At 52.4% G+C, this 13,410-nt stretch carries 11 protein-coding genes; 4 read left to right on the top strand and 7 right to left on the bottom strand.

The features are described 5' to 3' along the window. Positions 1–126: 126 nt before the first annotated feature. Positions 127–1,362 carry a CaiB/BaiF CoA transferase family protein gene (locus HMPREF9469_RS12080; RefSeq protein ID WP_007862294.1) on the top strand — a complete coding sequence of 412 codons (1,236 nt, stop codon included), beginning with the start codon at positions 127–129 and terminating at the stop codon, positions 1,360–1,362. Between the two features lie 90 nt (positions 1,363–1,452). Here HMPREF9469_RS12080 and HMPREF9469_RS12085 read toward each other — a convergent pair whose 3' ends face one another. Both HMPREF9469_RS12085 and HMPREF9469_RS12090 read right to left on the bottom strand, forming a co-directional pair. Continuing rightward, positions 1,453–2,313: a MaoC/PaaZ C-terminal domain-containing protein gene (locus HMPREF9469_RS12085; RefSeq protein ID WP_007862295.1), complete on the bottom strand. Its 861-nt coding sequence runs from the start codon at positions 2,311–2,313 to the stop codon at positions 1,453–1,455. A gap of 54 nt (positions 2,314–2,367) precedes the next feature. Beyond that, positions 2,368–3,594, bottom strand: a complete 1,227-nt coding sequence (locus HMPREF9469_RS12090) for an acyl-CoA dehydrogenase family protein (RefSeq protein WP_007862296.1) — start codon at positions 3,592–3,594, stop codon at positions 2,368–2,370. Between the two features lie 248 nt (positions 3,595–3,842). Here HMPREF9469_RS12090 and HMPREF9469_RS12095 point away from each other — a divergent pair, with 248 nt between their 5' ends. Then, on the top strand, positions 3,843–5,462 hold the full coding sequence (locus HMPREF9469_RS12095) for a PucR family transcriptional regulator (RefSeq protein ID WP_007862297.1): 1,620 nt from the start codon (positions 3,843–3,845) through the stop codon (positions 5,460–5,462). A gap of 3 nt (positions 5,463–5,465) precedes the next feature. On the opposite strand, the gene HMPREF9469_RS12100 is transcribed toward HMPREF9469_RS12095, so the two are convergent. From HMPREF9469_RS12100 to HMPREF9469_RS12110, 3 genes are read right to left on the bottom strand one after another with little or no spacing between them, the layout of a single operon-like run. Beyond that, positions 5,466–6,470 (bottom strand): electron transfer flavoprotein subunit alpha/FixB family protein, encoded by a 1,005-nt coding sequence (locus HMPREF9469_RS12100; RefSeq protein ID WP_007862298.1) that lies wholly within the window; start codon positions 6,468–6,470, stop codon positions 5,466–5,468. Positions 6,471–6,484: 14 nt separating this feature from the next. Then, positions 6,485–7,291 carry an electron transfer flavoprotein subunit beta/FixA family protein gene (locus HMPREF9469_RS12105; protein ID WP_007862299.1) on the bottom strand — a complete coding sequence of 269 codons (807 nt, stop codon included), beginning with the start codon at positions 7,289–7,291 and terminating at the stop codon, positions 6,485–6,487. A 20-nt stretch (positions 7,292–7,311) separates the two neighbouring features. Continuing rightward, positions 7,312–8,091 (bottom strand): enoyl-CoA hydratase/isomerase family protein, encoded by a 780-nt coding sequence (locus tag HMPREF9469_RS12110; RefSeq protein ID WP_007862300.1) that lies wholly within the window; start codon positions 8,089–8,091, stop codon positions 7,312–7,314. Positions 8,092–8,395: 304 nt separating this feature from the next. On the opposite strand from HMPREF9469_RS12110, the gene HMPREF9469_RS12115 reads away from it, so the two are divergent. Together HMPREF9469_RS12115 and HMPREF9469_RS12120 are read left to right on the top strand one after the other, a co-directional pair. After that, positions 8,396–9,565: a CaiB/BaiF CoA transferase family protein gene (locus HMPREF9469_RS12115; protein WP_007862301.1), complete on the top strand. Its 1,170-nt coding sequence runs from the start codon at positions 8,396–8,398 to the stop codon at positions 9,563–9,565. 16 nt (positions 9,566–9,581) lie between these two features. Next, on the top strand, positions 9,582–10,367 hold the full coding sequence (locus HMPREF9469_RS12120) for an enoyl-CoA hydratase/isomerase family protein (protein ID WP_007862303.1): 786 nt from the start codon (positions 9,582–9,584) through the stop codon (positions 10,365–10,367). Positions 10,368–10,500: 133 nt separating this feature from the next. Here HMPREF9469_RS12120 and HMPREF9469_RS12125 read toward each other — a convergent pair whose 3' ends face one another. Together HMPREF9469_RS12125 and HMPREF9469_RS12130 are read right to left on the bottom strand one after the other, a co-directional pair. Beyond that, positions 10,501–12,027 (bottom strand): class I adenylate-forming enzyme family protein, encoded by a 1,527-nt coding sequence (locus HMPREF9469_RS12125; RefSeq protein WP_007862304.1) that lies wholly within the window; start codon positions 12,025–12,027, stop codon positions 10,501–10,503. A gap of 54 nt (positions 12,028–12,081) precedes the next feature. Next, the gene (locus HMPREF9469_RS12130; RefSeq protein ID WP_007862305.1) at positions 12,082–13,401 is read right to left on the bottom strand and encodes a CaiB/BaiF CoA transferase family protein; all 1,320 of its coding nucleotides are present in this window, start codon (positions 13,399–13,401) and stop codon (positions 12,082–12,084) included. Positions 13,402–13,410: the final 9 nt, after the last annotated feature.

Genomic DNA, 13,410 nt, shown 5'->3' on the forward strand with positions numbered 1-13,410 from the left:
CTTGTAGTTAAAACAACCACAATCTTCAGCAAAACCGGTAAAATCTTTTGTATTCCATGGCAATTGTTTTTCCTCCTGTATTTGTATAAGATTAACCTATCTGAACGTACATAAAGGAGGAGTTGTATGGAGCAATATAAACCATTAAAAGGTGTGAAGGTTGTGGAGTTATCCCTGATGGTGGCATCTGCATCCTGCGGGCGTATGATGGCAGACTGGGGAGCGGATGTCATCAAGGTGGAAAATACCAAAGGAGGGGACACGTTCCGGAAATGGCCTCTGGGGATCGGAGCTCCGGCTGATGATGATTTTGATCCCCTGTTTGACAACCTGAATGCCAACAAGCGGGCCATCAGCCTGGATACCGGAACCAAATCCGGCCGCGAAGTCATGTTCCGGCTTTTGGAACAAGCGGACGTATTTCTGACAAACCTGCGCACAAGTACCCTGCAGAAATCCGGTCTGGATTACGACAGTCTGAAGGACCGTTTTCCAAAACTGGTAATGAGCCAGCTGGACGGATATGGGGAAAAGGGCGATGAAGCTTCCCGCCCCGGATACGACAACACGGCATTCTGGGCAAGGGGCGGATTCCTGTTCAGCCAGAGTATCTATGGGGACAATGAACAGGCATATCCCGTGTACATGCCTATGGGGTTTGGGGATGTGACCTGCGCAATGGGAATGATGGCCGCCACCGTGTCTGCGGTACTGGCCGCCCGCCAGACCGGAAAAGGGGACCGCGTATCCTTAAGCCTGTACGGAACCGCGGTATGGCTTGCCAATATTCTGGTTTCCGGTTCCCAGTACGGCTTCCGCCTTCCCAAACGCCGTGAAGACTCCAGTCCATTTGGAGCGCCTTTCAAGTGCAGCGATGGGCGGTGGTTCATGCCCCAGATCGTCAACTTCAGCCGGGACGCGCCGGTCTTCTACAAACTGCTGGGGGCCGATGACATGGCGGATGATCCGCTGTACGCGTCACGTGCCAGCTTTAATCGTGTGGAGGTCTGCGGCCCTGTGATCAGACGGTTTGAGGGGATTTTTGCGGCCAAGACTGCCGAGGAATGGAAGCGCCTGTTTGGCGAGGCCGGTCTCTGCTGCGAGATCCTGTACCGCTATGATGACATACTGACCGATCCCCAGGCGCTGGCCAATGATTTTATCTATCAGATGAAATATCCCAACGGGCAGGAGGCCGCCCTGGTACGCAGCTGCCTGAACAGCAAACGCATGGGACTTCCCCCATTTAAGCGCGGCCCCATGCTGGGTGAACACACGGTGGGCATATTAGGGGAGCTGGGTTATACGAATGATGAGATCCAGGCTCTCCTGGCGGAACATTCGGTCAAACAGCATGACTGAATAAATCTTGATGAGCCGTCTGTTTCCAGGAAAGGCCGGACTGCAGTCTTCACTGCGTATCCAGCCTTTCCGTTTTATATTATCCATCTGTCAGACCCAGGTCATCTGCCCGAAATCCAGGATCGCCTTCCCATCCGTATCCTTTACCATACGGAATACCGCCTTCCCGGATCCGGTCTCCCAGATGTGGAGGGAAAAACATTCTCCCGGCATGGCAACGCTCCTGAACTGGTTCTCAATGGAAACCATGCGCTCCGGCTCCCCGGGAAATAAAGCTCCCACCATCATACGGCAGGCATATCCCAGGCTGCAGAGCCCATGGATGATCGGCCTCTCAAACCCACATTTTGCGGCAAATTCCGGGTCCGCGTGAAGAGGGTATGTGTCCCCGGTCAGGCGGTACAGCAGCGGTGCATTGAGTGGATATCCATTCCTGCACACATGATCCGGTTTCCGATCCGGAATCTCCACCGTGCTGCAGGCTGCCTTCGGCCCGCCAAATCCTCCGGCCCAGCGGTTTAAATAGCCCATGGTGTTGGTAAATACAGGCTCACCATTCTCATCCCTTCCGATCACATCCACCTGGATCTTGGCGCCCTTGCCTTCCCCCCGGTCATAGACAGCGCTGATCACCTTCTCGATCATAAGTGCCCCCTTAACAGCTATGGGCTTGTGCAGTACCAGCTTGTGGTCCATGTGCAGGGTTCCGTCCGTGCGCAGTCCCGGGATCATCCTGGTTGGCATCTGTGGCTGGGGATCATAGGGATCCATCCCAAATGTCCCGGCACAGGGGATTACACCAAATGTGGGGATTGCTTTCAGCCCCTTCTCATAGACATAGTCCAGTTCATCCTGCCCGGCTCCCACACTCAGATTATATAAGATCAGGTCCCTCCAGGAGTATGTAAACTTCTGTTTCAGGGATAATCCTACGGCAGATTCATTCAGCATTCTCTTTCCTCCCCTTAAGCGTATTTTTTCATGCAACGCAGTACCAGGCAAGTTTTATTTTATTCTGTTAGCGCGGATCACATTGCCGCTGATCACTACCCTTTGTATCTCGTTTGTCCCCTCAAATATCTGGAAGATCTTGGCGTCACGCATCAGCTTTTCCACCGGGTAATCCCTCATATAGCCGTAACCGCCAAGGATCTGGACCGCCTCTGTCACCACATGGTTCAGGGCATCTGAGCAGTAGCACTTGGCAATGGGGCCCAGCGTGGCTGCAGACGGGTCCCCTGCGTCCAAAAGGGCCGCAACCTTCATGCCGATGGCCCGGCTGGTCTCAATTGCAATCTCCATATCCGCAATCTTGAATCCGATCGCCTGGTTCTTATAGATCGGTTTGCCCATGCTCACCCGTTCCTGGACATATTTAACGCAGACGTCCTTGGCCGCCTTCATAATACCCACGCAGCCGCTGCCCACACCGGCGCGGCCCTGCTCCAGGGTCTTCATAGCTATCTTAAATCCCTCCCCCTCCTTGCCGATCAGAGCCGATGCCGGGATATGTACATCCTCAAATATCACATCACAGGTGGCGGACTGGCGGATTCCCATCTTATCCTCATGTTTGCCAATGCTTACGCCGGGAAGATGGGCGTCAACCAGGAACATGGTCAGTCCCTTGTATCCCAGGGAACGGTCCACGGAGGCGACCACACACATGAAATCCGCGTAACAGGCATTGGTGATAAAGCACTTGCGGCCGTTTAAAATATATTCCTTTACACTGCCGTCCCCGTCCAGGACTTTTTGCGCCAAGGTTTTGCAAGCCCCCGCATCAGATCCCGCATCAGGCTCTGTCAGGGCAAATGCGGCAAAACCACTGCGCTTTTGGGGCCAGCGCGGATCTCTGCCCGGCCTGTCACTTGTAAGTATGTCCACACACCACTTCTTCTGCTCCTCGGTTCCGGCCAGAAGAACGGGTTTGATGCCCAGATTATTTGTTCCGCAGGTCAGTCCGAATCCTGCATCCCCATACATTAATTCCTCACGTATCCATGCAGCGGTCACATTGCTCAGCCCCTGTCCGCCATACTCCGCAGGCAGGTCCGCACAGATCAGTCCCATCTCAAACGCTTTGTTGTATGCATCCCAGTCCAGCTCTCCGCTGATATCGTGCTCAGCGGCCTTTGGGCGGACCTCCTTCATCACAAAATCATGGACCATATCCACGATCTCCTTGTCTTCACCAGTTAATACCAATCCCGCTGCTGCTACATCTACCATACTGTTACCATCCTTTCCTAAAGTGAAATAAAGCCTGCCGCTTTGTCCTTATCATAACAGAACAACTGCATGTGACCTACGGTGCGGGCTACAAAAAAGCCATTTTCTTCCTACGCCCTTTGTGGTTAAAATAACCATACACTGAAGGTGCCTGTCTTAAATACAAATTTATATGGAATTTTCTATCTTTTTCTGATATTATTAATCACAAACGTCCTGTTTTTTTCAGCAGCCGAAGGGGGGGCATTATGCAAATAGCACAAAGCATTATTCTTGATCTGTTAAAACCATTTGAACCAGAATCATTGATCCCGGAGAGCGCTTCTTTTTCCTTCCGGCAGATCCACCTGCTGGATGATATCCCGATCTCACCGGACGAATCCGTTCTCTATGTGGGCACATGGAAGCAGGTGCAGACACTGGACCCCTCTTTTTGGGAGATGACCTGTATTGTCTGCATGGGTTCCAGGGATGAAATCCTCCCCCTGGCGGAGCGGCACGATTCCAACCTGATCATCATACCAGATTTCTATTCCCTGGCCTCTGTGGCAAACCGGCTGTATACGGGCTTTGACGAGATCCGGAAATGGAGCAGCGATCTGGAAATGGCGATCCTTGCCAAAAAGGACTATCAGACCATCATCTCCATTGGCACCCGGTTCTTTGGTAAGAATCCGATCATAATGGTAAATTCATCCTATAACCTTATCGCAGGAAGCATGCCTTCCTCGCCTTCCCATGAGCGTATTAATGCGATCCTGAAGAACGGTTATTACTCCAAGGACATGACGGACGGTCTGGCACGCATGGGCTATCAGGCCAATGGGATCAAATATACCACCCCGACCGTCCTCTATCCGCCCAACTATATGGACTGTCCTCTCATGGTGCTTTCCACCCATGCGGACAACGGCATATTCCTCGGCTTTATCACCATTTATTTTATTGAGGATGAGCCCACTGAGGCTCAGTTCCAGCTGTTTTCCTACTTTGCACGCAAGGTGCGCAAATATTATCTGGAAAACAGCGGCGAAAACGCATCCACCCCCACCCCGTTGGAGGTTTTTATGGCAGATCTCATTGACCATACCCGCGAAGATGAAACCTTCCTGAAAGACCGCGCCCGCTCCTTGCGCCTTCCCCTGGACGCTTCCTACCGGCTCTGTGTCATACAGTGGGATAAATTCGTGCTTCCCCAGGCCGACTACATCATGAACAGGCTGAGATCCTGTCTGAAGTTTCCCTTTTTCCGGGTCCTTCTGTATCATCAGTCCGTTCTCCTCCTTCTGAAGGGGGATATTTCCAGCCTGAGACTGATTGAGGAGATCAATGAATCCTTTGATGAATTCGGGGAGCTTTTAAAAATATGCCAGGGACATGCAGGATTCTCCACTGCCAATTTTCCTCTCCTCAAGATGAATATCGCCTACCGCCAGGCTGTTACAGCCGCAAGATACGGCATGATGCTAAACCCCGAGACAGGTATTTACTTCTATTCCCACTATTATATCTATGAGATGCTGGATGATTATAAAAAACGGTACGCTCTGGAGGATATGTCCGTACAGAAGCTGGCCCTTCTCAGTGATCCGGCGGAAGATCGGTATGATAACCTGGCACTCCTGCGCAACTATCTGCTGACCGAGAGGAGCATATCCAGCACTGCCAAGATCATGCATATGCACCGCAACAGCGTGATTTACCGGCTGAACAAGATCCAGGAGATCCTGGGCCTGGATCTGAACGACCCGGATGTGCGCCTAAGACTTCTGATCTCCTTTAAGATCCTGGAACTGCAGTCAGGGCACATCCAGCCGGCTCCCGCGATCGAGGCACCGTCAAACGGAGCCATCAGCTTTTATGAATAAGGATCACGCCTTTAATTTTCTGATTTCTTCTGTGAGGACCGGAAGCACCTCAAACAGGTTGCCTACAATGCCATAGTCAGCCGCTTTAAAAATGGGGGCTTCCGGATCTTTATTAACAGCCACTATACAATCGGATCCCGACATGCCCGCCAGGTGCTGAATGGCGCCGGAGATACCGCATGCAATGTACAGCTTGGGTCCCACGGTCTTTCCGGTCTGTCCCACCTGACGGGCATGGCCGATCCACCCTGCATCTACCGCAGCGCGGGATGCGCCTACGGCAGCTCCCAGAACACCTGCCAGTTCCTCCAGCAGCTTAAAATTCTCCGGTCCGCCCATGCCGCGCCCGCCGGATATTATGATTTCGGCATCCTCCAGATTGACAATGCCTGATGCAGCTTCCCGCACGGAATCCACCAGTCTTGTACGGATTTTTTCTGCCGGCACGGAAATGTTCTCCCTGATGACCTGCACTTCTTTTTGATCCACCGGCAGCTTCTTAAATACGCCGGGGCGTACTGTACCGATCTGCGGACGCGTATTGGGACACATGATAACTGCCATGAGATTGCCTCCAAAGGCAGGTCTTGTCCAGGCCACATTGCCGCTCTCCGCATCATAGTCCAGGCTGGTACAATCCGCGGTCAGCCCGGTGCGCAGCCTGCAGGACAGGCGCGGTCCAAAATCCCTGCCATTGTTGGTGGCGCCGATCAGGACGGCGGACGGCCCATAGGTTTGGACCAGCTCGGCCATGGCGTATGTATATGCGTCAAAACTGTATTTCCCATACTCAGGCCCTTCCACGCTGATGATCCTGTCCGCTCCGTATTGGCGGACCTGGGCAACCGCTTCCTCATTATCCCGGCCCAATATCACTGCCACCAGTTCCTCACCGGACTTATCCGCCAGCATGCGGCCGGGGTTTAAAAGCTCCAGTCCCACGCTTTTTACCTTTCCTTCATCTGTCTCGATAAACACCCATATATCCCTGTTTTTAAACTCACTCATAATCCCTACACCTCTCAAATAATCTTGGCATCGCTAAGCATGGCGGCCAGTTTGGCAGCAGCATCCGGGCCTGTCTCATTGCTGATGATAACACCGTTCTTAGTCTGGTCCGGGGTAAAGGTCTTCTTTACCTTTGTGGGGGAACCATTGAGCCCCAGCCGTTCCTGGTCACAGATCATATCAGGATCGCTGTTTGTGATCTCAGTGATAACCGCCCTGTTTGCAGCCATCTTGCTTTTAATGGAGGGATAACGGGGATCGTATGAGGTTTTGGTGACAGTGACCAGGGCGGGAAGGTCCACCTCAATGATATCATGGCCCTCATCCGTGTCCCTCTGCACCCGGAGCTTTCCATCTGCCATTTCCACGCCGGTTGCCAGTGTCACATGGGGAAGGTCCATATGCTCTGCCATCTCAGGCCCCACCTGTGCGGTATCCCCGTCAATGGCCTGCTTGCCGCAAAAGATCACATCCACAGATTCCCCTGTCTTTTGTTCCACTGCCCTGACCGCCCTGCTCAGTATATAGCTGGTAGCCAGCGTATCTGAGCCGCCAAAGGCCCGGTCCGTTACCAGAAAGGCCTGATCCGCCCCCACTGAAAGGCATTCCTTAAGCGCATTTTTGGCCTGGGCCGGCCCCATGCTGACAACCATGACCTTCCCGCCTTCTTTTTCCTTTAAGCGGACCGCCATCTCAAGGGCACATGCGTCAAAAGGATTGACTATACTTGGCACGCCCTCACGGATCAAAGTATGCTTTACCGGATCGATCTTGATCTCAGTCGTGTCCGGCACCTGCTTAATGCAAACCAGAATATTCATATAATTTCACCTCTACTGTTTTATTTTCCTCTATAATCAGGCGTCCGTTTTTCCAAAAAGGAAGATACGCCCTCCATCTTGTCCTCCGTGCCGCAGAGCGTGCTCAGCGCCAGCATCTCCAGCAGTTCCCCTGTTTCCTGGCTGCTGGAAAGGGAAGCAATCACCACCTGTTTTGCAATCCGGAGCGCCACCGGCCCCTTTGCGATCAGCTTGCCCGCCATTTTTTTTGCCTCCAAAAGCAGCTCCTGCTGCGGCACACATTTGGTGGCCAACCCGATCTCAACGGCCTCCTCGGCCCCGATCTTCCGGCCCATAAGGATCACATCCATGGCCCTTCCCAGTCCGATCAGCCGTGACAGTCTCTGGGTGCCGCCGGCGCCGGGAAGGATGCCCAGTCCGGTTTCCGGCAAGGCAAACAACGCGTTCTCCGAGACCACCCGGAAATCACAGGCTATAGCTGTTTCGCATCCCCCTCCAAAGGCATATCCATTTACCGCCGCAATGACCGGCTTGGAGCATTTCTGGATCCTGTTTAACGCCTTCTGCCCCGCTCCGCCCAGGCAATCCGTGGGCTTTTTCACTTTCAGGGAATTTAGATCCGCACCTGCAATAAATGCCTTGCTGCCCGCCCCTGTGATAATCACAACCTTTACTTCGTCCGATTGATCCGCCCAAAAAAAGAAATCATTTATCTCCGCCCATGACTTATCATTAAGCGCGTTCATTTTTTCCGGCCGGTCCGCTGTAAAAAGAGCAATCCCCTGCTCATCTATCTCCAGCTTAAAATTTTCATATTCCACAACAAATCCTCCTTTCCCTATCAGAATATACTTTAAGTATGCTAACATTTTATATCATCACCCCTTCATGTTTCACCTTCATAAATTCCAAAAAATGCGTCTCCGCCGTCCGTTCTCTTTGTGCTTTTTAACCTTAAGTTTTCTTTTCTCCTTTTCTGTGGTTGTAGTGCACAATCTGCGCTCTGTTTCACAAACCCGGTTTTGGAGCAATTACAGTTTGTTCCTTTTTCCTGTTTTGATACAATGGTAGAAACATGTTGGTATGCATCATTTTATACCCCTAAAATAAGGAGGACCTAAACCTATGAAACCTTTAGAAGGCATTACCGTTGTAGAACTGTCAACCTACATTGCGGCCCCTTCCTGCGGACGTATCCTGGCCACTCAGGGCGCCCGTGTAATTAAAGTGGAATCCCCCAGAGGAGATGTGGAGCGGACGTTCGGCCCCACTCTCTTTGCACCTGCCACAGACGAGGAAAACCCAATCTATGACACCTTAAACGGAGGCAAGGAAGCTTTAATGCTGGATTTAAAGAAACCCAGGGACATGGAAATATTTCATGAAATCCTGGCAAAAGCTGATGTATTTCTCAGCAATAACCGTCCTCAGGCATTGAAGAAAATGGGCCTGGACTATGACAGTTTAGAGTCACGTTACCCCGGGCTCATCTATGCAGTGCTGCTGGGCTACGGGGAAAAGGGGCCAAAGACCAATTATCCGGGTTTTGACGCCATTGCCATGTTTGCCACAGGCGGTTTTATCCAGGACATGATGGTGGATTCCGACCAGGCTTACCCTGTTTACCTTCCCATGGGTTTCGGGGATCTGATCTGCGGGACCATCCTTTCCGGCGCCATCGGAACCGCCCTGTACGCAAGGGAAAAGAGCGGCAAGGGTGATTATGTATCCCTCTCCCTGTACGGGGCTGCCATGTGGCTTTTCAGCGTTATGTCCACAGGGACCCAGTTTGGCTACCAGTGGCCCCGGGGCCGGTACCAGGGCGGACCCATGGGGGTTCCATACAAAACCAAAGATAACCGCTGGATCCTTCCGGTGGTCAATGAATACGAACGGTACTGGAAGGATTTCTGCCTGGCCGTGGGGGCTGAGGAGATCATGGAAGATCCCCGGTTCTGCACCAAACAGGCCACCTTTGACCCTAAAAACCGGGAGGACTGTATCCGCTATTTTGAAACATGCTTTGCCGGGAAAAATGCTGACGAAATCCTTCCCAAGCTGGTGGACGCAGATATCATTGCCAGCGAGCTGGGACATTTTAAGGATAACCACAGCAGTGAACAGGCCCTGGTCAATGGCTACATGAGTCCCATCACCTACCCCAACGGGGATGCCGTCACACTGGCCGTACCCCCGGTTAAAATGGGATGCATGGACATGCCCGCAGCCCAGCAGGCGCGCCCCATAGGCGCTGACAACGAAGCTATCTTTAAAGAATTTGGAATAGATGTTTAATTAATAGGAGGAAGCCATGGATTATCAGACCATTCTTGTAACTGTAAAAAACAGGATCGCCACCGTGACATTGAACCGTCCGGAATACAGCAACGCATTTGCCAGGGAATCCTATGTGGAAATAGCAAACGCCATGAAGGACCTGGGTTCCCGCAGGGATGTGGGTTCCATTGTCGTCACCGGGGCGGGAAGGCACTTCTCCGCAGGAGGGGATATCAAACGTTTTAAGGCACTCATAGACAGCAAAGAGTATCTGGACGGGGACAGTGTAGCTGATGCGGGTAACATGTCCATCGCTATCCGCGAATGCCCTAAACCGGTTATTGCCATGATCAACGGCGTGGCCACCGGTGCAGGCTTAAGCTGCGCCCTTGCCTGTGATTTCCGGGTGGTGGCGCCCTCCAGCAAAATGATCATGGCCTTTGTAAACATGGGCCTTTGCGGGGATACGGGAAGCATTTATAACCTGATCCGCCTTATCGGTCCTGACAAGGCAGAGCTTTTGATGATGACCGGGGACGCCTGCCGCGGGGAGGACTGTGTCCGTATGGGGCTTGCCACTCTTCTGGCCGAGGAGGGCAGGCTGCAGGAAACCACCTACAATCTGGCGTCAAAGCTTGCCGGAAAGTCCAGCGCCGCCCATGCAGGCCAAAAGCGTCTTATTAAAAAATATTTTTATGGGGGACTGGCTGATTTTGCCGTAGATGAGGGAAAAGAAATTGCAGCAGCTTCCCGCCTGTCTGATTTTACAGAAGCAGTCAATGCGTTCCTGGAAAAAAGAACGCCTGAATACAATAAATAATAGGCAACAGTTCAGGACGGCCAAGAAGATGAGCCGTCCTGAACTGTTATAATAATAGACAGAAACCGCCGGGATCATTTCCGGCAAAAGGCCAAACTAAAATAGCGCCATCTGCCCCCTTCCTATCTCTCCCTCAACTCCCCGTCTCCTTCTCGATCCGTTCAACCAGCCCTGCCTTCATCACCTTTCCGGTGGCTGTCCGGGGAAATTCTTCATAGATATGTACCTTTTTGGGAATTTTATATCCGGCGATCTTTCCGCGGCAGTAGTCGCGGATGTCCTGTCCGTTCAGCGTTCCCTGATGCTTCAGGATCACACAGGCGTGGACCGCCTCCCCCCAGTAGTCATCCCTGACACCCATCACGGAAGCCTCCGCAATGTCAGGGTGGGTGCTCAGCACATTCTCGATCTCCAGTGGAAATATATTCTCTCCCCCGGATATAATCATATCATTTTTCCTGCCACGCACATACAGGTATCCCTCCTTGTCCAGGCTTCCCATATCCCTGGTATGATACCATCCGCACCTGATGGACGCCATGGTCTCCTCCTCCATCTGATAATAGTCCTTCATCATGCCGGGACCTTTTACGCAGATTTCCCCGACCTCTCCCGCGCTGCACTCCCCGCCGTTCTCATGGACGATCTTCACCTCATGTCCGGCAATGGGTTTGCCCACTGAGTTCAGATACCGCATGTTGCAGCGCAGATGATCCTCCGGGGACAGGATCGTCACAATGGAACACATTTCCGTCATCCCGTATGACTGCTGGAAATCACAGTGGAACCGGTCAATGGCGCGCCGTATCAGTTCCGGGGGCATGGGACAGGTGGAGTAGCTGATCATACGTATGCTGCTCATGTCATATCTGCCGAGATCCGGATGATTCAGAAGGGCTGTGAGCACTGTGGGAATCGCGCTTAACCTGGTCACCCGGTTGACTTCAACACTGGCCATATACCGGACGGGATCAAATCTGCTAAACCCCACAACAGTACCGCCGCATGCAAGACATGCATAGGTCCCCATGCTGGCGGAGTGGAACATCTGGCTCATCATCTGGAAAATTGTGCTGCTCTCAAAGAGCAGGGAACCGATGCAGGATTCCATCTGCCTTAAAAACTCCCCGTTGGTATAGCGCACCACCTTTGGAAAACCGGTGGTGCCGCTGGTGTGCAGATGCATCAGTATATGGTCGTCATCCCGTTTTACGAACTCCTCCAGAGGTTCCCATTGTTCCAGGATTTTGTCCATCAGGTCCATGTCCATGGCAGGGCACAGCGAGAATGTAAGTTCCTTCATCTCCCCGCGGATCTTCGCATCCCCGGAACGGAAGAACATATACTTTACATGGTTAAAGGACAGCAGGTAATGGAGTTCCGGGGCAGCCAGACGCCAGTTAAGCTTTACAGCCACGGCCCCTGCCATAATACATCCAAGCACTGTCTCCACATAGTCAGCATGGTTGACGGAGATGATTGCAACCGGATCCCCTTTCCTGATATTGCAGCGGCTGAGATGGCCTGCTATCTTTGCTGCATGTTCAAAAATTTCCCCATAGGTGCGCCTCCTGTCATCCACGATCACCGCTGTCTTGTCCGGATGCTCCTCCATTGCTTTTTTGAAAATACCTATGAATGACTCGAACTTTTTCTCCATGTCAAACTCCTGTATCTTTGCAGAACACCGCTGCCATATCCCGCCAAGACAATTTTATGATTGCCCGCCATCTGAAAAGCCGGTCATCCCATCCGGAAGGATGGATGACTGATCCAGGTGGGGATAGCCGGATACATCCAGCTGGACGGCCGCTTCTTCTTTTTTCATCTCTTCGATCTGTTCATCCGTATAGCCGTATTCCCTCAAAACTTCCTCTGTATGCTCACCCAGCATGGGCCCTCTTTTCCACTGGGGGATCCCCATTTTTTCACTGCGCATGGCAGGGCGGACAAGAATTGACTTTTTGCCGTTGGGACAGGTCACCTCATGGATATACTCATTGGCCCATGCCTGTTCACTGGTCTCCATATCCTTATAGTGTGCAAGCCTGTCATTTACAATATCCGCATCGGTCAGGATCCTGCACCATTCGTCCGCTGTTTTGGTCTTGTAAATCTCCTCAAAGCGTTTCATCAGATACTTTCTCACTTCCGGATCCCTTTGCTTTATGGCCGTGTTATACCTGGGGTCTGTTCCCAGTTCCGGAACTCCCAGGGCGTTGCAAAGAATCGGCCACTGCTTCTCTATCTGCAGGATGGTGGTCATCACCCACTCATTGTCCTTGGTGCGAAAGGGCGCCCCTGTAGGCGCGCTGTTTTCACGCGTCTTGGGATAAGTGTAACCATATTGCTTCTCCGTGGCAACTGCCATTATATGGAAACACCACAGGGCTGTGCCGTACAGGGAACTGGACACATGATCCCCCAGCCCGGTCTGGCTCCTCTTATAAAGGGCTGCGGTGATCGCATAACACAGGCCCATGGCCGTTACAATGTCCCCCGGCCCGGCGGAGCTGTACACCGGGTAGCTGTCCGGTCCGTCCACCATCATATCAGCGTTAAAGCCGGAACTTGCCCAAAATGCAACCGTATCAAATCCCGGATTATCCTTTTTGGGTCCCTTTTCCCCAAAGCCATTTACATTAGCCATGATCAGCTTTGGATATGCCTCCTTCAGGGACGCATAGTCCAGTCCAAGGCGTTCCAGGGCCTTGGGCCTTGTATTGGTCAGGAAAATGTCCGCATCTGCCAGCAGCCTGTGCATGGCATCCATTCCCCCCTGTGTCTTCAAGTTCAGCACAATGCCTCTTTTTCCCGCGTTCAGGTTGTCAAACAGCGGGTTTTCATCCATGGTGCACGGTACAAAAAATGTCTTTGGAAAACTCCGGAACATATCCCCGCCCGCGCTTTCCACCTTGATCACCTCTGCTCCCCAGTCCGCCAGCATCCTGCCGCAGGAACCGGCCGCCACCATGGTGGAAAGCTCCACCACCTTAATACCCTCCAATGGTCTGTAATCTGTACTCTCTCCCATGCTTGATCG

This window comes from [Clostridium] citroniae WAL-17108, from assembly GCF_000233455.1.
GTDB classification, from domain to species: Bacteria; Bacillota; Clostridia; order Lachnospirales; family Lachnospiraceae; genus Enterocloster; species Enterocloster citroniae.

Coding starts and splice junctions, on each gene's coding strand:
- HMPREF9469_RS12125 (WP_007862304.1), bottom strand. CDS start 12,027: ATGGAGAAAAAGTTCGAGTCATTCATAGGTATTTTCAAAAAAGCAATG.
- HMPREF9469_RS12130 (WP_007862305.1), bottom strand. CDS start 13,401: ATGGGAGAGAGTACAGATTACAGACCATTGGAGGGTATTAAGGTGGTG.
- HMPREF9469_RS12085 (WP_007862295.1), bottom strand. CDS start 2,313: ATGCTGAATGAATCTGCCGTAGGATTATCCCTGAAACAGAAGTTTACA.
- HMPREF9469_RS12100 (WP_007862298.1), bottom strand. CDS start 6,470: ATGAGTGAGTTTAAAAACAGGGATATATGGGTGTTTATCGAGACAGAT.
- HMPREF9469_RS12105 (WP_007862299.1), bottom strand. CDS start 7,291: ATGAATATTCTGGTTTGCATTAAGCAGGTGCCGGACACGACTGAGATC.
- HMPREF9469_RS12090 (WP_007862296.1), bottom strand. CDS start 3,594: ATGGTAGATGTAGCAGCAGCGGGATTGGTATTAACTGGTGAAGACAAG.
- HMPREF9469_RS12115 (WP_007862301.1), top strand. CDS start 8,396: ATGAAACCTTTAGAAGGCATTACCGTTGTAGAACTGTCAACCTACATT.
- HMPREF9469_RS12095 (WP_007862297.1), top strand. CDS start 3,843: ATGCAAATAGCACAAAGCATTATTCTTGATCTGTTAAAACCATTTGAA.
- HMPREF9469_RS12120 (WP_007862303.1), top strand. CDS start 9,582: ATGGATTATCAGACCATTCTTGTAACTGTAAAAAACAGGATCGCCACC.
- HMPREF9469_RS12080 (WP_007862294.1), top strand. CDS start 127: ATGGAGCAATATAAACCATTAAAAGGTGTGAAGGTTGTGGAGTTATCC.